Below are 19,923 nucleotides of genomic sequence, written 5' to 3'. Positions count from 1 at the left end.
AGCATGAAGATTATGATAGATGAACGCGAGGTTATGGCTTATCCAGGGGAAGCTATCCTTGAGGTATGTCGCCGGGAAAATATATTTATTCCCACCCTCTGCTACCATCCGGCTTTCAAGGGGCAGGGGGCATGTCGCATGTGTATGGTAGAGATTATTGACAGCAGGGGACAGAGAAAATTGGTAGCTTCCTGTACTTATCCAGTGAGTGATGGGCTTAAGGTAATAACTTCTTCGGAAAAAATAAGGAAAATAAGAAAAACTCTAGCTATGCTCATAGCTGGAAGAGCTCAGGCAAGCCCTTTTGCTCAGAAAATGGCTGGGGAGTATGAGGTTAAACCGTTTTTTTTCAAAGGATTTGAAAATGAAAAATGTATCCTGTGCCGTTTATGCGTAAATGCTTGTGAAGAGATGGGAAGTGCAGTTTTGGCTGCTGTTTCCCGCGGAGTTGACAAAAGGATAGAGACACCTTATGCAGAGGGGGCTGAGGAATGTATAGGCTGTAAGGCATGTGCTGAGATTTGCCCTACCGGAGCCATTGAAGTGAAAGAGGAAAATGGGCAGAGAATTATCTGGCATAAAACCTTTGATTTAATAAAATGCGAGAGCTGTGGAAGAGAATTTGCAACTCCTGAACAGATAAGATTTATCGAAGATAAAACAGGAAGAAAAATAGAAAAGTTCCTCTGTGAAGGCTGCCGGAAAAGGCAAACCGCAGAGGTAATAAAAGAATTTTCAGTTTAGTTTAAAAACAAAACCGGCTTTGTTCTTTTTTCAGAGCAAAGCCGGTTTTGTGTTATATTTATAATATAATGGATTGTTTTAAGGAGGCATAACATGCTGGATCCGGAGAAGGGCCTGGAGATAAAAAATATATGGCAGGATTTTATGCGGACAGGAAAACTGGAAACGGCCAAACTCCGGGGGGAGATTGCGGAATCCTGGATAAGGTGTTATAAAAAAGGGGTTTTACCTCAGAATGAATGTAATCTTCCGGTTTTGAGCGAAGATAAGATAGAAGAGCTCATAATGAGAAAAGATGTTCTAATAAAGATTGCGCGTCCACTTATGGTCAAAATTCATGAATTTGTGGCTGGTTCAGGATTTATAGTGGTTTTAACTGACGAAAACGGTTATGTAATAGAGGCCTTGGGAGATAAAGATGTTCTTGAAGAGGCCAAAAAGCTGATATCTTTGGGAACTTTCTGGGCAGAAGAGGCAGCAGGAACTAATTCGATAGGAACTGCTATAAAGACAGGAAGGCCGGTACAGGTTTCGGGTCCCGAGCATTATTCGCCTTTTTTGCATGGCTGGACCTGTTCGGCCGCTCCTATAAAAGATGAAAAAGGAAATATTATCGGGGTAATCGATATATCAGGGCCTTCAGAAAAAACCCATCTGCATACCCTGGGTATGGCGGTGTCTGCTGCTGAAGCCATCATGCTGCAGATAAAGATCCAGCAAAAAAATCAGGAGCTTACGATTATAAACCGGAGAATGAACAATGTTTTTGTAAACATGTCTGACGGGGTAATTTTTTTAGACAGTGAGGGCTTTATCCAGCAGATGAATCCGGCAGCGGAAAAAATCTTGCGGAAAGGAATATCAAAACTTAAAGGGGTTTTTATTGGAAAGGTTATACGTTTTCCCCGGCATGTTGAAGATATGCTTTTAAACGGGAACTGTGAGGAGTACAGCGATATAGAGGTTAGTATAAAAAACCAGGAAGAAACTATAAACTGTATTGCTTCCCAGATTTTAATATGTGATGAAAAAGGGAAAGCTAGTGGAGCTATTATGATATTAAGCCCTTTAAGAAAAGTCCGTAATCTGGTGAATCGCTTCAGTGGATCCCATGCTACATTTACCTTTGATGACATTATAGGCAGAGACCCTAAATTTTTAGAAGCTGTAAAAATAGCCCGTATGGCAGCTACTACCAACAGCAATGTCCTCCTGCAGGGTGAAAGCGGAACCGGAAAAGAGCTTTTTGCCCAGGCTATACACAACAGCAGTTCGCGGTGTAGTGAACCTTTTATTGCGGTGAACTGCGGGGCTATACCCAGAGAACTTTTAGGCAGTGAACTTTTCGGTTATGTGGAAGGAGCTTTTACCGGAGCTAAAAAGGGTGGAAGGCCGGGAAAATTTGAGCTGGCTTCCGGAGGAACCCTTTTTTTGGACGAAATCGGGGAAATGCCTTTAGGTAAACAGGTTGCGCTCCTTAGAGCTATTCAGGAAAAAGAGATTACCCGCATAGGCGATGACCAGGTTATTCCGGTTGATGTCCGCATAATATCCGCTACCAATAAAGATTTATACAAAGAAGTGCGCAAAGGCAATTTCAGGCAGGATTTATACTACCGGCTTAATGTAATTTCTATTACCCTGCCGCCTCTGCGGGAGCGGCCCGGGGATATTCCTCTTCTATTCTATTATTTTTTAGAAGATATAAGCAGCAAGCTGGGATGCAGAGTGCCGGATGTAGATCGGGAAGTTTTAGCTTACTTGAGCAGTTACAGCTGGCCGGGCAATGTCCGGGAGCTGCATAATGTGGTAGAGAGGATCTTGAACATTACCGGCGGACAGAGAATAACAGCAAGGGATCTTCCCTCTGAAATAAGGGAAGGAAAATCTTCTTATGAAGAAAAGAATTTAAGGGAAGAAAACCAGGGTGGAATTATGTCTTTTTCAGTTGAGCAGGAAAGGGAAAAGCACCGAAGATATGTAGAAAAAGAAGAGTACAGCCTGCTTATAACCCTTCTTGCCCGGCATGGAGGTAATATAAGCCGGGTAGCCAAGGAGATGGGGGTTTCCAGGAACACTATATACAGAAAACTTAGAAAGTATAATATTTTAAGGTGAACCGGGAATAGATGAAGGAATACCTAACAGGCAAATAAAAAATAGGAGCTGTTAACTTAAAATGATGAGAAAACTCACGCAATCATAGAAAACCGGCGATTATGTTTAAATTTTGGTGTAAAACCAGCAACAGGTTGAGTTTGAGAAGGTAATATTTTTTACCGGCTACCTTAACAACAGTTTCATCCAGATGCCATTCATCGGAGACCTTTAAAGAGCGCCGGGCGGCTATGGAAGAGAATAGAAAAGATATTAATTTTACAGCGACAAGGTTTCCGGTTTTTGTAATGAATAGAGGAGCAGCGATAACGGGTGTAGAACTTACGGCGTTTGTAGACTTCCATAGCACAGCCACACCAAGGGCATTTAATATTAAGCTGCTTATGTCGACTTGCTTCAGGGACAAATTGAGTACGGCATTTTTTACAGCAATATTTTTGACGACCTTTATAATAGCGGCGTATTTCCAAAGAGAATTACTTGAACACTTGGGACAGGATAAGTTACCCATTTTCGTAGAACATCCTTTGTTTATGTTTGGGGGTGAAGCTGGTAACTTACACCAACAGCATAAACATCGGGGTTCTACGATTGCAAATATGATTTAAGTTAACAGAACTAATTGTGCAGGGGGAGGGGAAGAAGATGGAAGTGAAGGTGAAATCCAAATAGGCAGTTAAAGGATCTTCAGATGTTTTGCCACAAGTATTGTTAGCTTTTCCTGCGGTTTTATGCCGCAGTTTTTTTCTTTTTAGGCAAATTATATCTTGCATGATTTTAAAAAAAGGTTTAAATTTATAGTGTATTAACTGTCCTAGTTGTAATAGGACAGTTAAAAGGAGGTGCAACATGTTTGAACTGGATGTTAAGAGCAGGCAGCCTATTTATGAGCAGGTGGTAGATAAGATAAAGGAGCTTATTATAAATGAAGTTTTAAAACCAGATGAGAAGCTTCCGGCAGTCAGGATATTGGCTGCTGACCTGGGTATAAATCCTAATACTATTCAAAAAGCTTACCGGGAGCTTGAACGTATGGGCTATATTTACTCACTTCCGGGCAAAGGAAACTATGTCAATCCGCAAAAGCCCGGAGCAAAGGACGAAAGAATTGATGAGCTTAAGCTTGAATTGAAACGAATTGTTCGTGAGATGCTTTATTTCGGTATGCGGGAAGAAGATATTAAGGCTTTTATTTCAGAGATAATTAAAGGGGGTAAGTCTGGTGATTGAGGCAGATAAACTGGTTAAAGATTTTTATGATATAAGGGCATTGGACCAGGTGAGTTTTAATGTGAGGAAAGGCTCGATTTATGGGCTTTTAGGTTCAAACGGAGCCGGCAAGACTACGCTTCTTAAGATACTGGCTGGAATATACCGGGAAGATGAAGGATGGGTCAGGATTGGAGGAGAAAAAGTTTTTGAAAACCCGGTGATAAAAGGGAAGATTTCATTTATACCTGATGCTCTTTATTTCTTCCCCAATTACACGATTGAGGATATGGCGAGATTTTATTCTTCAGTATATTTAAGCTGGAATGAAGAACGTTACATGGGATTGGGGGAAGTTTTTAAGATCGAGCCAAAGAGAAAGATAAGGACTTTATCTAAAGGTATGCAGAGGCAGGTTGCTTTCTGGCTCAATTTTTCCCTTATGCCGGAAGTTATGATATTAGATGAGCCTTTGGACGGATTAGATCCGGTGATGAGAAAAAAGGTAAAGAACCTTATTGTAAAGGATGTTGCCGAGCGGGAAACGACAGTTGTCATTTCATCACATAACCTGCGGGAATTGGAGGACTTATGTGATTATATTGGGATTTTGCATGAAGGGAAAATGCTGGTGCAGAAAGATCTGGATGAGTATAAAGCCAACATGCATAAGGTACAGATTGCTTTTAGTCGGGAAGTTCCTGAAGCGATTTGGAAGGATGAAAAAATTAATTGTGTGGAAAGACGCGGAAGTGTTCTGGTGTTTATAGCAAAAGGAAAAAGAGATGAGGTAATAAATCATTTTAACTCATATGAACCGGCGATTTTGGATGTTTTGCCACTTACTTTGGAAGAAGTATTTGTTTATGAAATGGAGGGGGAAGGGTATGAAATCAGAAGTATTTTTGATTAATAAAGGTATTTTAAAAAATAATTTTAAGAGATTCGGCTGGATAGGAATAGTTTATTTTTTAGCCATGTTTTTCCTGGTCCCGTTAAGGATAATTATGGAACATAATACCAATTTAAGACATAACCTTGATAATCAATTTTACGATTATCTGGTAATATTTTATCCGGATCATTCTCCTTTTCTGTTGCTTTTGCTGCTTATTATGCCGGTTTTGGTTGGAACCTTGCTTTTCAGGTATCTGCAGGCAGAAAATGAGGTTGGGATGCAGCATACTCTGCCGGTAACCCGGGATGTTTTGTATCATACCCATATGCTGTCAGGCAGTATTTTGCTGTCCCTTCCTGTAATAGTGATTTTCTTCTTAAATCTGATAATAGTTAATATTTTAAATATAAATTTGTATATAACAAATGCTTATCTTTTAAAATGGCTTATTTTAAGCCTTTTGTTAAACTGGCTTTTGTTTTTTGCCACTGTTATGATGGGCATGATTACTGGGATGTCTTTTTTGCAGGTTTTGTTAACTTTTGTGATTATGATTTTGTCGACAGGACTTATCGGGCTGGTTTATTATAATTTGAACTTTTTTATATATGGCTGGGCTTTGGATTATTACGGGCAGAATATAGAAGTCCTGTCACCTCTCCTAAGGATTTCGGGGGCATTTGCCCAGCATGACTTAAGTGGAACAGAATGGGCAGTATATATTTTTCTTATAATTGTTCTTTATTTTGCCAGCCTGTATTTATACCGGAAGCGTAGACTGGAAAGGGTTGGAGAAGCAATTGCTTTTGATGTTTTAAGAGTTATTTTTAAATATGGAGTAGTCTTTTGCTTTATGCTGCTTTTCGGTGCTTATTTTGGGGATTCACAGGGATATATACCGTGGGTTTATTTTGGATATTTTGCAGGTTCGATTTTAGCTTATATAGGAGTAGAGGCTCTGCTTTCTAAATCGGTTGATATAATTAGATGGAAGAAGATGAAGGGATATTTTGTTTATGCAGGGGTAGTGGTTCTGCTTATTGTCGGGCTTAAATTTGACATTTTTGGTTATGAGAAGAGGCTGCCTTCTTTAGATAATGTAGATACGGTATATTTTTCTGGCAGTTTTTTGGATATAAGAAATGTGTTCGAAGAAAAAACGCTTTATGATTATTTTGCTATGCCGGCGGTATTTGAAGACCGGGAAAATATTAAAAAAGTCCACGGTTTGCATAAATATATAATTGCCCGACGTGATGTGGAAAAGGCTAATATGCAGAAGCCTTATTGGCTTAAGAAGGATTTGGAGGAAATTTGTTTTGTTTACAGGATGAAAGATGGAAGTCTTATGTCCCGCCAGTATGTAATAAGAAAAGATGATTATAAAGCATGGCTTAAGCCGATTTATGAATCTTATGAATATAAGGAAACATGCAATGCTCTTTTCCGTATTGAGCTTGACAGGATAGAAGAAATGGAAATAACTCCTTATGGGAAAGGAGGATCGCTTGTTGTAATAAAGGATCCGGTTCTGATAAAAGGTGCTGTTGAAGCTCTAAAAAAGGACCTGCTTGATATGACTTATGAAGAGATGGTAAAACCAGGGAAAACCACTTGGGCAGGGATAGACTTTAAGATAAAAGTGGAAAGGGAAGATGGAAAAGAAGGTTATGAAAGGTTTTATATGGATTGGGAGAAGTCTTTTACCCATTTTGAAAAATGGCTGAAAGAGGTTGGAAAATATGAAGAAGCAAGGGTAATGCCTGGTAAATACATATCATATGTTCTGGTGCAAAGGGTTGAGGGGGTAAGTTTTGATGAAGTGTCTAAAGATTTGAAATATAAACGGCAAAATGTGTCTTCGTGGCAAAACAGCTCCGGGGTTTTTAAAATAGACGATCCGGAGAAGATAGAATATTTTTTGCGCAATTGTTCGGATGTTTACCGTTCCGAAGGAACTGAAAAGATGTTTTCCGGGTATATTCTGCTTTTTGTTCTTAATAATGGAAATGATTTTGTCGGGGTGCTAGAAGGCGATGAGGAAATGCTTGAATCGTGGTAGAATTCTGTTTTGAGAGGTGTGCAAAATTGAATGTTCAGAGGACGGTTTAGTTTGTTTGCGTAAGTTGTGCGATTTTCCCGTTACTGGGAAAAAATTCAGGGAGTGTGATTGCTGATAGGCGAGACGGTAGAAGTCCTCGAGGTAGTCAACCCGGTTTATAACTTTAAAGCGGCTGAATAGTAAAAAGGATAAAAAGTGAAGATAAATTTATGCAAAGCTTGTGTTATAAAGGCAGGTTTTTAAATTGGAAAAGCCTGCTTTTTTATTGCAGATAAAACCGAATAGATGCTAGAATGTTACTAAGTAAACTAAATTAGTGATTATAGTTTAAATAGATGAGGGTGGGTGTAAATGGATAAGAAAAGGCTTATTATTGCCATAATGGTTTTTCTTGTTTTAACAGGTGCTTTTTGGGGGATTTATAAATTTTATTTTAAGGATGGAGATTATCGGTTGGAAGCCAGCGGCACTATCGAAGCGACAACGGTTGAGGTGAAAGCTAGAGTTTCTGCTACCCTTGAAAAATGTTTTTTTGACGAAGGGGACACGGTAGAAAAAGGGAAGCTGATGGCTGAGTTATCCCGTTCTGATTTAGAAGCTCAAAAAGCAAGGGATGAGATGGCAGTTAAAGCGGCAGAAGCAAATCTTAGTGACCTTTTAACCGGTGCGCGGGCTCAGGAAGTTATGCAGGCTATGCTTAATGTTGACATGGCAAGAGTAAATTTAGATAAGGCAAAATCAGATTTGGAAAAGCTTAATGAGCTTTTTGAGGCAGGTGCGGTTTCTAAAGAAGCTGTAGAAAAGGCTTATACTGATATGGTTTTGAAAGAAAAGCAGCTTGAAGCGGCTCAAGCTCAATTGAGCTTGATTAAAGAAGGAAGCCGTTCGGGGCAGATCGCTGCAGCTGTGGCTGAGCTGGAGAGGAGTAAAGCAGTTTTGCGGGCAAGTGAAGCGGCATTATCAGATTTGAAGCTTAATGCTCCTATTTCGGGGACAGTGCTGAGCCGAAACTTTACCGAAGGAGAATTTGTAACTATGGGTGCATCTGTATATACACTGGCTGACCTTGATGATTTATGGGTTAAGGTATATATACCTACCGATGACCTTCCGAAAGTCAAACTGGGGCAAAAGGTTAAATGCACGGTAAGCGGGAGTTCTAAGGTTTATTCGGGCAAGGTAATTAAGATAGCAGACAGGGGTGAGTTTACCCCTAAAACTATCCAGACTAAAAAAGAGCGGGCAAATGTTGTTTTTGCGGTAAAAATTGCGATAGAAAACAATGATAAAAGTTTAAAGCCGGGGATGCCGGTTGATGTTGTTTTTGAAACGGGGAGATAAAATTGCTTACAGCTAAAGATGTTTCAAAGTTTTTTGGAGATATCTGTGCAGTTAATAAAGTAAATATCAGTTTAAATAAGGGTGAGATTTTTGGCTTAATTGGGCCTGACGGGGCGGGAAAGACAACTTTGATGCGCATATTGTGCGGAATTATTAAGGCGGATGAAGGAGAAATAAATTTGCTGGATTATCCCATAAGCCAAATAGAGAGGTTAAGACATGAGGTTGGCTATATGCCCCAGCGCTTCAGTCTTTATGGTGATTTGACGGTTATGGAGAATATAAATTTTTTCGGTTCACTTTACGGGCTTGATTATAGAACTATTAATAAACGTGTGGATGAAATACTTGAAGTTACCGGAATTTTGCCTTTTAAAAAAAGGTTGGCTGGTAAGCTTTCCGGAGGGATGAAGCAAAAACTGGCTTTAACCTGTGCCCTTATAACCAGACCTAAAATTTTAATATTAGATGAGCCTACTTATGGGGTAGACCCTCAGTCGCGCCGGGAATTCTGGCGGATTCTTTATAACCTTTGCGGGGAAGGCATGACGATAATGATTTCTACCCCTTATATGGAAGAGGCGGAACTCTGCACCAGGGTGGGGTTTATGAGCAGTGGGAGCATAAAGTTAGTCGATTATCCGTACAGATTAAAGGAGAATTTCCCTTATCAGGTCATTGAAATTATTATCCGGGAAAAGAAATTAATAAATAATTTAAGACAGCTTTCTTCAATATATGATCTTTCTATTAGAGGGGGCAAATACCGCCTTATTGTATCTGATTATGAAAAAGCTGAGGCTGAACTGAAAGAATGGCTTTCAAAAATCGGCATGGCAGATTATTTTTTTAAAAAGGTTAAACCTACAATGGAAGATATATTTGTTATGCTGATTGAGAGGGAGGCACGGAATGGACTGGGTTATTGAAACTAATGATTTGACTCGAAAATTTGGAGATTTTACTGCGGTTGACCGGGTGAATATTAAAATAAATCGGGGAGAAGTATGTGGATTTTTAGGTCCTAATGGGGCGGGAAAATCTACTATAATCCGTATGTTGTGCGGAATTCTTGTTCCTACTTGCGGCAGCGGAATGGTTTTGGGATATGACCTTGTAAAGGGAAGTGAAAAGATAAAAAGGCATATCGGATATATGTCCCAGAAGTTCAGTCTATATGAGGATTTAAGCATAAAAGAAAATCTTGAATTTTATGCCGGTATTTACAATATACCGTATTCAGAACGCAAACGAAGGGTAGACGAGATGCTGAGCATGGTTGAATTACATACGCGAAAACGTGAACTGGTTGCTAATTTAAGTGTAGGGCACAGGCAGAGATTAGCCTTAGCTTGTTCCATAATAGCATATCCTTCCGTGTTGTTCTTAGATGAGCCTACCAGCGGAGTAAGCCCTACCGCCAGGCGTGAATTTTTCAATATTATTCAGGATTTGTCTAATCAAGGGACCACGGTAATTATTACCACCCACTTTATGGATGAAGCGGAAAGGTGTGACCGGATAGCTTTTTTTGTCAAAGGAAAGCTTTTAGCCCTGGATACGCCGGATAATCTTAAAAACAGCATAGAAGGCTGTCTATTGGAACTTAATTTACCTGATCCTATGGGGCAGATTGATTTTTTAAATTCTCTTCCTTATGTAAAAGAAAGTTATGTAAACGGAGAGATGATTCATGTGCTGGTTAAGGAGGAAAAAAATATTCGTGATTTGGCTGACTGTTTTGGGGTTTTACCGGTTAAAATTGAACCTTCTTTAGAAGATGTTTTTATAAAGCTATCATCTTTTAGATAATTTTAAAAAGGTGTGGGAACGGGATGAGAAGCAGGATTATTGCGGTCTTAAAAAAAGAATTTTTACAGATGAGAAGGGACAGGATGACCCTGGCTCTTATATTGATGATTCCGTTGATTCAGATTTTGTTGTTTGGCTATGCTATTCAGACGGAGGTTAAACATATACCTACGGTAGTTTTTGATCAATCCCTTTCTCCGGAAAGCAGGGATATGCTGCAAACTTTGAGTGCAACTGGCTATTTTGATATTGTTCATTCAGCCAGCTCTTTTAAAGAGGTTAATCATTTGATAGATAAAGGATCTGCCAGAGCAGGTATTATTTTTCCTCCTGATTTTTCAAAAAAGCTTAAAAGGGGAGAATCTGCTCAGGTACAGGTTTTGGTGGATGCCAGTGACAGCATGCTTTCCAACCAGGCGGTGGCAATTGCTAATTCTATTGGGCTTATAAAATCACAGGAAGTTTTACTGAAAAATACAGCTTTGAATTATAAAGAATTACCTTATGATGTAAGGGTTCGCCCCTGGTATAATCCGGATGGGGTTACTGCTTATTATATGGTTCCGGCTATTTTGGGGATTGTTGTTACCATGACTATGGTTATAATAACGGCAGTAGCTATTGTAAGGGAAAAAGAGAGAGGTACTTTAGAGCAGCTTATAGTTACTCCTATTAAACCTTTTGAACTTATGATTGGGAAAATTGTTCCTTATATTATACTGGGATATCTGCAGATAACGGTGGCCTTATTGATTTCCGTATTGATTTTTAAGGTGCCTATACGCGGAAGCATTGTTCAGCTTTATATTTTGACCTTGTTTTTTATCACCGCTTCTCTTGGTTTGGGTTTAATGATATCTAATTTGGCCAAAAACCAGATGCAAGCTTTTCAAATGGCTTTTTTTGTAATGCTTCCGAGTATACTTTTGTCCGGATTTATGTTTCCAAGGCTTGCTATGCCGAAAGCAATTTACTATATGAGTGATTTTATTCCATTGACGTATTATTTGGAGATTATAAGAGGAATTATTTTGAAGGGGATAGGATTTGGCTATTTGGTGGGGCAGGTAATGGCACTTTTAGTTTTTTCCGTATTTTTTATTGTGTTTAGCAGTTTGAAATTTAAAAAACAAATCTTGTAAGTTGAGAGGATAATGAGTTATGGATATGGCAGAAAAAATATTGATGGCTTGCCGGATGCTTATTGAACAAAGAGGATTTAGAGGTTTTACAGTGGATGATTTGGCACTAAATGCAGGGGTGAGTAAGCGTACCATATATAAGTACTATAGAAGCAAAGATGAAATAATTGAAAAGGTTGTAGAAGTTTTTTTAACTAAGATGCAAGAAGAAGTTAATAAATTGATAAATGGAAATGAAAAATTGCCTGATATTCCAAATATCATGTTGAAAAATTTAATAAAACACGGAAGATTTATCATTATGCCTAATTCTTTAGAAGATTTGAAACTTTATTATCCCCATATATGGCAGAAAATAGACAATTTCCGAATAGAACAGATGCGAAAACTTATTGAAAAAGCTTTAAATGAATGCAACATTGTTGAAATTAAAGAAGTAAACCCCACAATTATATCAACGGCTTTAGCTGCGGCAGTTCAGGCAGTGCTTAATCCAATTTTTATTCTGGACAATAATATCGGTTTTGAAGATGCTGCCAATCAGTTGGGAAAGCTGTTTTCTGTTATCTTTAAATCTATAAAATGCGAAACATGAGTTTGATTTATATTTTGCTTTTAAATTTACAAATACCGGGGAGTATTAAAATATTACCCCGGTATTTTGCGATTCCTGTTTACTCCTTTAAAATAAGTTGACAAGAATAATTATACATTTATACAGGCTGTAAAATAACAAATATTTTTTGCGTTTTATGCAATACAAATATACATTTTATGATTATAAATAATGATAAAAGAAATTAAAGACCTTTAAAGAGAGATTAGAAGTATTTATATCTTTATAGAAGGAGAGAACTATATAGTAAATTATGGATTTTTTTTGACTTAAAAAGTTTGTCTCAGGTAAAAATTTTTTTTAAATATGCGTTTTTTTGATATAATATTGAGCATAAATGTTGGTGAAAAGCAGGGAGGTAGTCTTAAATGGCTCTTACTATAAAGGAAGTAGAACATGTAGCTATACTGGCAAGGCTTAAGCTGAATGATGAAGAAAAACAGGTTTTTGCCGAGCAGTTAGGCGCGATATTGGAATATGCGGGAAGGCTTAATAAACTTGATACTGAAGGGGTTGAACCTTTAGCCCATATCCTTCCTGTATACAATGTTTTTAGAGAAGATGAGGTTAGACCGAGTACTCCGCAAGATGAAATCCTGTCTAACGGTCCATTAGTAGAGGACGGATTTTATAAGGTGCCGAAAATTATTTAGGAGGAGGCTCTTTTTGGATGCAGCTTTATGAAATGACAATGCATGAGGTAAAAGATCTTCTAAAGCAAAATAAGGCTTCTGCCCGGGAAGTTTTGGATTCAGTTATGGGGCGGATAGAAAAAGTTGAGGAAAAGGTTAAATCATTTGTAACCATAACAGATGATTTAGCTTATGATAAGGCAGACTGGTGCGACCGGGAAAAGGAAGGTGGCACGATAAAAGGAATTCCTTTTGCCCTAAAAGATATTATCTGCACTAAGGGGATAAGGACGACCTGTTCTTCTAAAATGCTTGAAAATTTTGTGCCAGTTTATGATGCTACGGTTGCCCGTCTATTAAATGAACAGGATGGAGTCCTGGTAGGAAAGCTCAATATGGATGAGTTTGCCATGGGATCATCAACTGAGCAGTCAGCGTTTTTTCCTACCCATAATCCATGGGATTTAAACCGGGTGCCTGGAGGTTCTTCCGGAGGTTCAGCCTCAGCGGTAGCTGCTGATGAGGTGTTTTTTACCCTGGGGACTGATACGGGAGGGTCTATTCGCCAGCCAGCGTCTTTCTGTGGTATAGTAGGAATTAAACCTACATATGGCAGGGTTTCCCGATGGGGAGTAGTTGCTTTTGCCTCTTCTCTTGACCAGGTAGGGGTTTTTAGCAAAGATGTTCGGGACTGTGCAGAAGTTTTAAATGTTATCTGTGGAAAAGATCCTTTGGATTCTACCAGTGTAGATGTTGATGTACCTGATTTTACTTCTTTTCTGGATGATAATATAAAAGGCATGAGGATAGCCTACCCTAAGGAATATTTTGGGGAAGGGGTAGATGAAGATATTAAGAAAGCGGTTAAAAAGGCTTTAAAGCATTATGAAAGCATGGGAGCGATAGTTGAAGAGGTATCTTTGCCTCATAGTGAATATGCCCTGCCTGCTTACTATCTTATTGCTCCTGCAGAGGCAAGTGCCAACTTGGCTCGCTTTGATGGGGTAAGATACGGATTTCGCGATTTTGAAGCGGAAAATGTGGTGGATATGTTTTCTTCTACCCGGGCCAAAGGATTTGGACCGGAAGTAAAAAGAAGAATAATGCTGGGGACTTATGCTTTAAGTTCCGGATATTATGATGCTTATTACCTTAAGGCTTTAAAGGTTCGAAGGCTTATATATGAAGATTTTGCCAGAGTTTTTAAAAATTTTGACATCATAATTTCACCTACTACCCCGACGGTTGCTTTTAAGCTGGGCGAACAGAGTGATCCTTTAACCCTTTATATGAATGATATATTGACGGTTCCGGTTAATATGGCAGGACTTCCCGGCATGTCTATTCCATGTGGATTCAAGGATGGGCTGCCAATAGGAATGCAGATTATCGGAAAGGCGTTTGATGAAGGAACTATGCTCAAAGCCGCTTATGCTTTTGAACAGACTACTGATTATCACAAGGTTAAACCGGCACTGGAGGTGAAATAATGAACAGCGATTTTGAAGTAGTTATAGGACTGGAAGTGCATGTAGAACTTAAAACTAAAACCAAAATATTTTGTTCCTGTTCCACCGAATTTGGAGCCGAGCCTAATACCCAGGTTTGTCCGGTATGCTCGGGATTTCCCGGTATGCTTCCAGTATTAAACCGCAAGGTGGTGGAATATGCTATCCGGGCTGGTTTAGCCTTGAATTGTGAGATTGCTGAATTCTGCAAATTTGACCGTAAGAATTATTTTTACCCCGACTTGCCCAAGGCTTATCAGATATCCCAGTATGACCTGCCAATATGCAAAAACGGATATGTAGAGATAGAGGTAAATGGCGAAAAGAAGCGCATAGGAATAATCCGTGCCCATATGGAAGAAGATGCCGGAAAGCTGGTGCATCAGGGGACTATAACTTCTACTCCTTTCTCACTGGTTGACCTCAACCGTTCCGGAGTGCCTCTTTTAGAGATAGTTTCAGCTCCTGACCTCAGGAGTGCACAGGAAGCCAGGGCATATATGGAAAAACTCCGCTCCATTCTGCTCTTTGCCGGAGTATCAGACTGTAAAATGCAGGAAGGTTCCTTGCGATGTGATGCCAATGTTTCAGTAAGGCCGAAAGGACAAAAAGAGTTTGGAGTAAGAACAGAAATTAAAAACCTTAACTCGTTTAAGGCTTTAGAAAAAGCTATTGAATATGAAGCTAGAAGACAGATTGAAGCGATTGAAGACGGAGAAGAAATAGTTCAGGAAACCAGAACCTGGGATGAAGAAAAACAGGTTACCCGCTCTATGCGATCCAAGGAAGAAGCTCATGATTATAGATATTTTCCGGATCCCGACCTTCCGCCGCTCAGAATAAGCCGGGAATGGGTAGAAGAGATAAGAAGGAATATGCCTGAACTTCCTGAACAGGCAAAAAGAAGGCTTATGGAGAATTACGGACTTTCTGCCTATGATGCTGATATTATAACATTGACTCCGGATTATTTAGCCTTTTTTGATGAGTGTGTCCGTTTTTATCCAGATGCTAAAACAGTAGCCAACTGGATGATGGGAGAGCTTAATAAATATCTTAATCAGAACAACATGGAAATAAACGAAATTAAGTTTAAACCGGCTCATCTGGTAGCAATGCTAAAGCTTATTGATAACGGAACTATAAGCGGAAAGATGGCCAAAACTGTTTTTGAAGAAATGTTTAATACCGGTAAGGAACCGGAAGTTATTATTAAAGAAAAAGGCATGGAACAGATTTCGGATACAGGTGCTTTGAAGGCAATAATTGAAGAAGTTATAAAAAATAACCCCAAGGTGGTTGAAGATTATAAGAGTGGTAAGAAAAAAGCCCTTGGCTTTTTAGTTGGACAGGTGATGAAGGAGACAAAAGGCCAGGCTAATCCGGCTTTAGTCAATGAGCTTCTGCGCGAGTATTTGAATAAGGAGTGATGGTATGAAATGGGAAATGATGAATTTAGATTGGTTTAATAAAGAAGGGGCTAAGGTCCATATAGTAGATACTACTCTGCGCGATGGCGAGCAGACGGCAGGGGTAGTATTTTCCAACGCGGAAAAAATACAGATTGCCCGTTACCTTGATCAAATCGGGGTAGATCAGATTGAGGCAGGTATACCGGTAATGGGCGGTTTTGAGAAAGACTGCATACGGGAAATCGTAGACCTGGGATTAAAGGTCAGCATAATGGCTTGGAACCGGGCAGTGATAAGCGATATAAAAGAATCGTTATCCTGTGGGGTTGATGCAGTAGCTATTTCTATTTCAACTTCTGATATTCATATTCAGTATAAACTGCAGACTACCCGGGAAGATGTCTTGAGGCGTATGGCTGATGCCGTTAAATTTGCTAAAGATAATGGGGTATATGTTTCCGTAAATGCAGAAGATGCTTCCAGGTCGGATATTGATTTTTTGACTGAGTTTGCCCTGGTAGCGAAACATGCCGGAGCCGACCGTCTGCGTTTTTGCGATACAGTAGGAATACTTACTCCTCTTTCTACTTTTCGTTATATAAGGACTCTAAAGGATGCAGTTGGTATAGATATTGAAATGCATACCCACAATGATTTTGGTATGGCTACGGCCAACGCTTTAGCCGGTGTATATGCCGGGGCCAATTATGTGGGAGTTACAGTCAACGGTCTGGGGGAGAGGGCAGGTAATGCCTGTCTGCAGGAAGTAATAATGGGACTTAAATATCTTATGCGAGTTGATATGCCACAGGATACTAAGTTGTTCCGTGAAGTAGCTGAGTATGTAGCTAATGCTTCCGGAAGGACTTTGCCGGTAAGCAAACCGATAGTTGGTTCCAATATTTTTGCTCATGAATCGGGGATTCATGGAGATGGAGTTCTTAAGAACCCGCTTAACTATGAGGTATTTAGTCCGGAAGAAGTAGGATTAGAAAGACAGATAGTAATAGGCAAACATTCCGGAACTGCAGCGGTAAAAGCAAAGTTTATGGAATATGGTATTGAACTTACTGAAGAAGAAGCCAGGGATATTTTAGCCCGGGTTCGGGAAATGTCTATTGAGCTTAAGCGGCCTTTGTTTGATAAAGAGCTGCGCTTAATATATGAAGACTACAGAAAAGAGAGGGGATAAATTTTGGGTAAAACAATTGCAGAAAAAATCTTATCGGTTAAAAGCGGTCAGGATGCGAAAGCTAATGATATAGTAGTAGCAGATCTTGATTTTGTGATGGGACAAGATGGAACTTCACCTTTAGCAATTAAGGCTTTTCGTGAAATGCTGGCCAAAAAGGTTTTTAATCCTGAAAAGATTGCCATGGTTATCGACCACAGTGCTCCCAGCCCACTGCAGGGAGTATCTGAATTGCACCATCAGATGCGTGAATTTGCTCGCGAACAGGGGATTCATCTTTATGATATAGGAGATGGGGTATGTCATCAGCTCCTTCCTGAGCAGGGACATGTTGCTCCAGGTGATTTGGTAATTGGTGCTGATTCTCATACCTGCACTTATGGAGCTATAAATGTGTTTTCTACCGGGGTTGGGTCAACCGATCTGGCAGCCGGCCTTATATCAGGAAAACTTTGGTTTAAAGTTCCAGAGACTTTCAAGTTTGTATTAAACGGTAAGCTTCCGCATGGTGTCTTTTCTAAGGATTTAATCCTTTATCTTATCGGTGATGTTACTGCGGATGGGGCAACTTATATGGCAGCTGAATATACCGGAGAAGCTATCCGTGATTTATCCGTAGAAGCCCGTTTCACAATAAGCAATATGGCTATAGAAATGGGTGCCAAGTGCGGGCTGATGGAAGCTGATGATAAGGTTATTGAATGGGTTAAACAACACACCGATAAACCATTTGAGCCGGTTAAAGCCGATCCAGATGCAGTTTATGCCAAAGTAAAGGAATATGATGTTTCCAATTTGGAGCCGCAGGTTGCTAGACCTCATACAGTAGATAATGTCTGCCCGGTAAGAGAGGTAGCAGGAACTTCTATCCAGCAGGGAGTTATAGGAACCTGTACCAACGGCAGAATGGAAGATTTAAGGATTGCGGCTAAGATACTTAAAGGTCGTAAAATTGACAAAAATACTCGATTGGTAGTAGCTCCTGCTTCCCGTCAGGTTATGTTGCAGGCAATAAAGGAAGGAATTTTGGAAATATTTGTTGAAGCAGGAGCAGCAGTTGTAACTCCGGGGTGCGGGCCTTGTGTTGGAACCCATAATGGGGTGCCTTCAGATGGAGAAAATGTAATTTCTACTGCCAACCGCAACTTTAAGGGAAGAATGGGCAATAATAAGGCCTTTATTTATCTGGCATCTCCGGCTACAGTAGCAGCATCAGTTTTAACCGGTAAGATTACAGACCCGCGGGAATTTTTATAAGGGAGGCTTAGAAGAAGAAAGATGGATTTAAGAGGAAGAGCACATAAATTTGGTGATGATGTAAATACCGATTATATTATATCAGGGCGCTATAAGTTCAAAACTTTGGATATGAAAGAATTGGCCAAACATGTAATGGAAGATTTAGATCCGGATTTTTATTCTAAAATTACTCCGGGCGATTTTATTGTAGCAGGAAAAAATTTTGGCTGCGGATCTTCAAGGGAACAGGCTCCTTTAGCTATTATCAATGCAGGAATAAGCGCGGTAGTGGCCAAATCTTTTGCCCGCATATTCTATCGTAACTGCATAAATACCGGGCTTCCGGTAATTGAGTGCGATACTGATCAGATTAATCCGGGAGATGAGCTTTCTATTGACTTGGAAAAGGGAGTTTTATACAATTTGACCAAAGGAATTGAACTTAAAATTACTCCACTACCTAAGGTAATGCTAAAAATACTGTCTGACGGCGGTTTAGTTGAACATTTCAAGAAATACGGCACTTTTAAATTTGATTAAACAGGGGGATTTTACCCCCTGTTTGTGTTATAAGGAGTATGAATATTGTATGCAAGTAAACGGTTTTACAACCAAAAAAAGTTGAATTATAAAATTTAAGAATATAAAATTTTATAAAAAGGAGGAGCAGTGTTGATGATGGGCGAAAAAATTACAGTGCAGAATGGGGTATTGAATGTTCCTAATAATCCAATTATTCCGTTTATTGAAGGGGATGGAACCGGCCCTGATATATGGGCAGCAGCTTCGAGGGTTTTAGATGCAGCAGTGGAAAAGGCATATAGTGGAAAGAAAAAAATAGTCTGGAAAGAAGTTTTAGCAGGGGAGAAGGCTTTTAATACCACTGGAGAATGGCTTCCTAAAGAAACTTTAGATGTAATAAGGGAATATATAATTGCAATTAAGGGTCCCCTTACTACTCCGGTTGGAGGAGGCATAAGATCTCTTAATGTAGCTTTGCGCCAGGAGTTAGACCTTTATGTTTGCCTGCGTCCAGTGCGCTATTTTAACGGGGTTCCTTCACCAGTAAAAAGGCCGGAAGATGTAGATATGGTTATTTTCCGGGAAAATACGGAAGATATTTATGCCGGTATAGAATATCCCATGGGCTCAGAGGAAGTTAAAAAGCTTATAAAGTTTTTACAGGAGGAGATGGGAGTTAATAAAATCCGCTTCCCGGAAACTTCGGGCATTGGTATAAAACCAATTTCTAAGGAAGGAACAGAACGATTGGTAAGAGCAGCTATTGAATATGCTATTAAATATAACCGCAAGAGCGTAACTTTAGTGCATAAAGGCAATATTATGAAGTTTACGGAAGGTGCTTTTAAAAACTGGGGCTATGAATTGGCTGAACGGGAGTATAAAGAAAAGGTGTTTACCTGGAATGAATATGACCGCATAAAAGAAGAAAAAGGAAGCAAAGCGGCAGACGAGGCCCAGAAAGAAGCAGAAGCCCTTGGCAAGATTATAATTAAAGACACTATTGCCGATATATTCCTGCAGCAGATATTAACCAGGCCGCGCGAATTTGATGTTATTGCTACCATGAATTTAAATGGAGATTATATTTCCGATGCGTTGGCGGCACAGGTAGGAGGTATAGGAATAGCTCCCGGAGCTAATATAAACTATGTAAGTGGTCATGCAATTTTTGAAGCTACTCATGGCACTGCTCCCAAGTATGCAGGTTTAGACAAGGTAAATCCATCTTCGGTAATCCTTTCCGGAGAAATGATGTTCCGTCATTTAGGCTGGAATGAAGCTGCAGATCTTATTATATCCGCTATGGAAAAGACTATTGCCCAGAAGATAGTTACTTATGATTTTGCCCGCTTGATGGAAGGGGCAACAGAAGTCAAATGTTCTCAGTTTGCTGATGCCTTGATAGCTAATATGTAGGGATTTTGTTCTTGTTGCAAAATACAGATTGATTTTTTAGAGGTAGAGGAGTTTTAT

18 protein-coding genes are annotated in these 19,923 nt (G+C 39.6%); all 18 read left to right on the top strand.

What is annotated here, in order from left to right:
* Window positions 1–3: 3 nt before the first annotated feature.
* The 18 genes from H0Z36_RS04165 to icd all read left to right on the top strand — a co-directional run bounded on the left by H0Z36_RS04165 (window position 4) and on the right by icd (window position 19,866).
* Window positions 4–744 (top strand): 2Fe-2S iron-sulfur cluster-binding protein, encoded by a 741-nt coding sequence (locus H0Z36_RS04165; RefSeq protein ID WP_296863990.1) that lies wholly within the window; start codon window positions 4–6, stop codon window positions 742–744.
* Window positions 745–837: 93 nt separating this feature from the next.
* The gene (locus H0Z36_RS04160; RefSeq protein WP_296863989.1) at window positions 838–2,862 is read left to right on the top strand and encodes a sigma-54-dependent Fis family transcriptional regulator; all 2,025 of its coding nucleotides are present in this window, start codon (window positions 838–840) and stop codon (window positions 2,860–2,862) included.
* A gap of 230 nt (window positions 2,863–3,092) precedes the next feature.
* Window positions 3,093–3,470, top strand: coding sequence for a hypothetical protein (locus tag H0Z36_RS04155; RefSeq protein ID WP_296863988.1), 378 nt, complete (start codon window positions 3,093–3,095; stop codon window positions 3,468–3,470).
* 241 nt (window positions 3,471–3,711) lie between these two features.
* Entirely contained in the window at window positions 3,712–4,092 is a 381-nt protein-coding gene (locus H0Z36_RS04150) for a GntR family transcriptional regulator (protein WP_296863987.1), read from the top strand.
* The gene (locus tag H0Z36_RS04145) at window positions 4,085–4,984 is read left to right on the top strand and encodes an ABC transporter ATP-binding protein (protein WP_296863986.1); all 900 of its coding nucleotides are present in this window, start codon (window positions 4,085–4,087) and stop codon (window positions 4,982–4,984) included. The genes H0Z36_RS04150 and H0Z36_RS04145 overlap by 8 nt, the downstream gene beginning before the upstream one ends.
* Entirely contained in the window at window positions 4,959–7,031 is a 2,073-nt protein-coding gene (locus H0Z36_RS04140; protein WP_296863985.1) for a DUF6449 domain-containing protein, read from the top strand. Before H0Z36_RS04145 ends, H0Z36_RS04140 begins: the two co-directional genes overlap by 26 nt.
* Window positions 7,032–7,382: 351 nt before the next feature.
* Window positions 7,383–8,372 carry an efflux RND transporter periplasmic adaptor subunit gene (locus H0Z36_RS04135; protein WP_296863984.1) on the top strand — a complete coding sequence of 330 codons (990 nt, stop codon included), beginning with the start codon at window positions 7,383–7,385 and terminating at the stop codon, window positions 8,370–8,372.
* A 2-nt stretch (window positions 8,373–8,374) separates the two neighbouring features.
* Window positions 8,375–9,301: an ABC transporter ATP-binding protein gene (locus H0Z36_RS04130; protein WP_296863983.1), complete on the top strand. Its 927-nt coding sequence runs from the start codon at window positions 8,375–8,377 to the stop codon at window positions 9,299–9,301.
* A complete protein-coding gene (locus H0Z36_RS04125; RefSeq protein ID WP_296863982.1) occupies window positions 9,285–10,184 on the top strand; it encodes an ABC transporter ATP-binding protein in 900 nt (299 codons plus the stop codon). The genes H0Z36_RS04130 and H0Z36_RS04125 overlap by 17 nt, the downstream gene beginning before the upstream one ends.
* Window positions 10,185–10,207: 23 nt before the next feature.
* Entirely contained in the window at window positions 10,208–11,326 is a 1,119-nt protein-coding gene (locus H0Z36_RS04120) for an ABC transporter permease (RefSeq protein ID WP_296863981.1), read from the top strand.
* A gap of 19 nt (window positions 11,327–11,345) precedes the next feature.
* Window positions 11,346–11,921 (top strand): TetR/AcrR family transcriptional regulator, encoded by a 576-nt coding sequence (locus tag H0Z36_RS04115; protein ID WP_296863980.1) that lies wholly within the window; start codon window positions 11,346–11,348, stop codon window positions 11,919–11,921.
* 389 nt (window positions 11,922–12,310) lie between these two features.
* Window positions 12,311–12,595 carry an Asp-tRNA(Asn)/Glu-tRNA(Gln) amidotransferase subunit GatC gene (gene gatC / locus H0Z36_RS04110; RefSeq protein WP_296863979.1) on the top strand — a complete coding sequence of 95 codons (285 nt, stop codon included), beginning with the start codon at window positions 12,311–12,313 and terminating at the stop codon, window positions 12,593–12,595.
* Between the two features lie 17 nt (window positions 12,596–12,612).
* Window positions 12,613–14,064, top strand: a complete 1,452-nt coding sequence (gatA, locus tag H0Z36_RS04105; protein WP_296863978.1) for an Asp-tRNA(Asn)/Glu-tRNA(Gln) amidotransferase subunit GatA — start codon at window positions 12,613–12,615, stop codon at window positions 14,062–14,064.
* On the top strand, window positions 14,064–15,512 hold the full coding sequence (gene gatB / locus H0Z36_RS04100; protein WP_296863977.1) for an Asp-tRNA(Asn)/Glu-tRNA(Gln) amidotransferase subunit GatB: 1,449 nt from the start codon (window positions 14,064–14,066) through the stop codon (window positions 15,510–15,512). The genes gatA and gatB overlap by 1 nt, the downstream gene beginning before the upstream one ends.
* A gap of 4 nt (window positions 15,513–15,516) precedes the next feature.
* A complete protein-coding gene (nifV, locus tag H0Z36_RS04095) occupies window positions 15,517–16,686 on the top strand; it encodes a homocitrate synthase (RefSeq protein WP_296863976.1) in 1,170 nt (389 codons plus the stop codon).
* A 3-nt stretch (window positions 16,687–16,689) separates the two neighbouring features.
* Window positions 16,690–17,943 (top strand): 3-isopropylmalate dehydratase large subunit, encoded by a 1,254-nt coding sequence (locus H0Z36_RS04090; RefSeq protein ID WP_296863975.1) that lies wholly within the window; start codon window positions 16,690–16,692, stop codon window positions 17,941–17,943.
* A 21-nt stretch (window positions 17,944–17,964) separates the two neighbouring features.
* Entirely contained in the window at window positions 17,965–18,465 is a 501-nt protein-coding gene (locus tag H0Z36_RS04085) for a 3-isopropylmalate dehydratase small subunit (protein ID WP_296863974.1), read from the top strand.
* Window positions 18,466–18,600: 135 nt separating this feature from the next.
* On the top strand, window positions 18,601–19,866 hold the full coding sequence (gene icd / locus H0Z36_RS04080; protein ID WP_296863973.1) for an NADP-dependent isocitrate dehydrogenase: 1,266 nt from the start codon (window positions 18,601–18,603) through the stop codon (window positions 19,864–19,866).
* The last annotated feature ends 57 nt before the right edge of the window (window positions 19,867–19,923 follow it).

Source organism: Thermosyntropha sp. (assembly GCF_017656155.1).
In the GTDB taxonomy this organism is placed as follows: Bacteria; Bacillota; Syntrophomonadia; order Syntrophomonadales; family Syntrophomonadaceae; genus Thermosyntropha.
This window is presented reverse-complemented; position numbering and strand designations above follow the sequence as displayed.

What these genes read in the sequence shown, in the direction of transcription:
- H0Z36_RS04165 (WP_296863990.1), top strand. Translation starts at nt 4, where the DNA reads ATGAAGATTATGATAGATGAACGCGAGGTTATGGCTTATCCAGGGGAA.
- H0Z36_RS04115 (WP_296863980.1), top strand. Translation starts at nt 11,346, where the DNA reads ATGGATATGGCAGAAAAAATATTGATGGCTTGCCGGATGCTTATTGAA.
- H0Z36_RS04150 (WP_296863987.1), top strand. Translation starts at nt 3,712, where the DNA reads ATGTTTGAACTGGATGTTAAGAGCAGGCAGCCTATTTATGAGCAGGTG.
- gatB (WP_296863977.1), top strand. Translation starts at nt 14,064, where the DNA reads ATGAACAGCGATTTTGAAGTAGTTATAGGACTGGAAGTGCATGTAGAA.
- H0Z36_RS04140 (WP_296863985.1), top strand. Translation starts at nt 4,959, where the DNA reads ATGAAATCAGAAGTATTTTTGATTAATAAAGGTATTTTAAAAAATAAT.
- gatC (WP_296863979.1), top strand. Translation starts at nt 12,311, where the DNA reads ATGGCTCTTACTATAAAGGAAGTAGAACATGTAGCTATACTGGCAAGG.
- nifV (WP_296863976.1), top strand. Translation starts at nt 15,517, where the DNA reads ATGAAATGGGAAATGATGAATTTAGATTGGTTTAATAAAGAAGGGGCT.
- H0Z36_RS04120 (WP_296863981.1), top strand. Translation starts at nt 10,208, where the DNA reads ATGAGAAGCAGGATTATTGCGGTCTTAAAAAAAGAATTTTTACAGATG.
- icd (WP_296863973.1), top strand. Translation starts at nt 18,601, where the DNA reads ATGATGGGCGAAAAAATTACAGTGCAGAATGGGGTATTGAATGTTCCT.
- H0Z36_RS04125 (WP_296863982.1), top strand. Translation starts at nt 9,285, where the DNA reads ATGGACTGGGTTATTGAAACTAATGATTTGACTCGAAAATTTGGAGAT.
- H0Z36_RS04135 (WP_296863984.1), top strand. Translation starts at nt 7,383, where the DNA reads ATGGATAAGAAAAGGCTTATTATTGCCATAATGGTTTTTCTTGTTTTA.
- gatA (WP_296863978.1), top strand. Translation starts at nt 12,613, where the DNA reads ATGCAGCTTTATGAAATGACAATGCATGAGGTAAAAGATCTTCTAAAG.
- H0Z36_RS04085 (WP_296863974.1), top strand. Translation starts at nt 17,965, where the DNA reads ATGGATTTAAGAGGAAGAGCACATAAATTTGGTGATGATGTAAATACC.
- H0Z36_RS04155 (WP_296863988.1), top strand. Translation starts at nt 3,093, where the DNA reads ATGGAAGAGAATAGAAAAGATATTAATTTTACAGCGACAAGGTTTCCG.
- H0Z36_RS04160 (WP_296863989.1), top strand. Translation starts at nt 838, where the DNA reads ATGCTGGATCCGGAGAAGGGCCTGGAGATAAAAAATATATGGCAGGAT.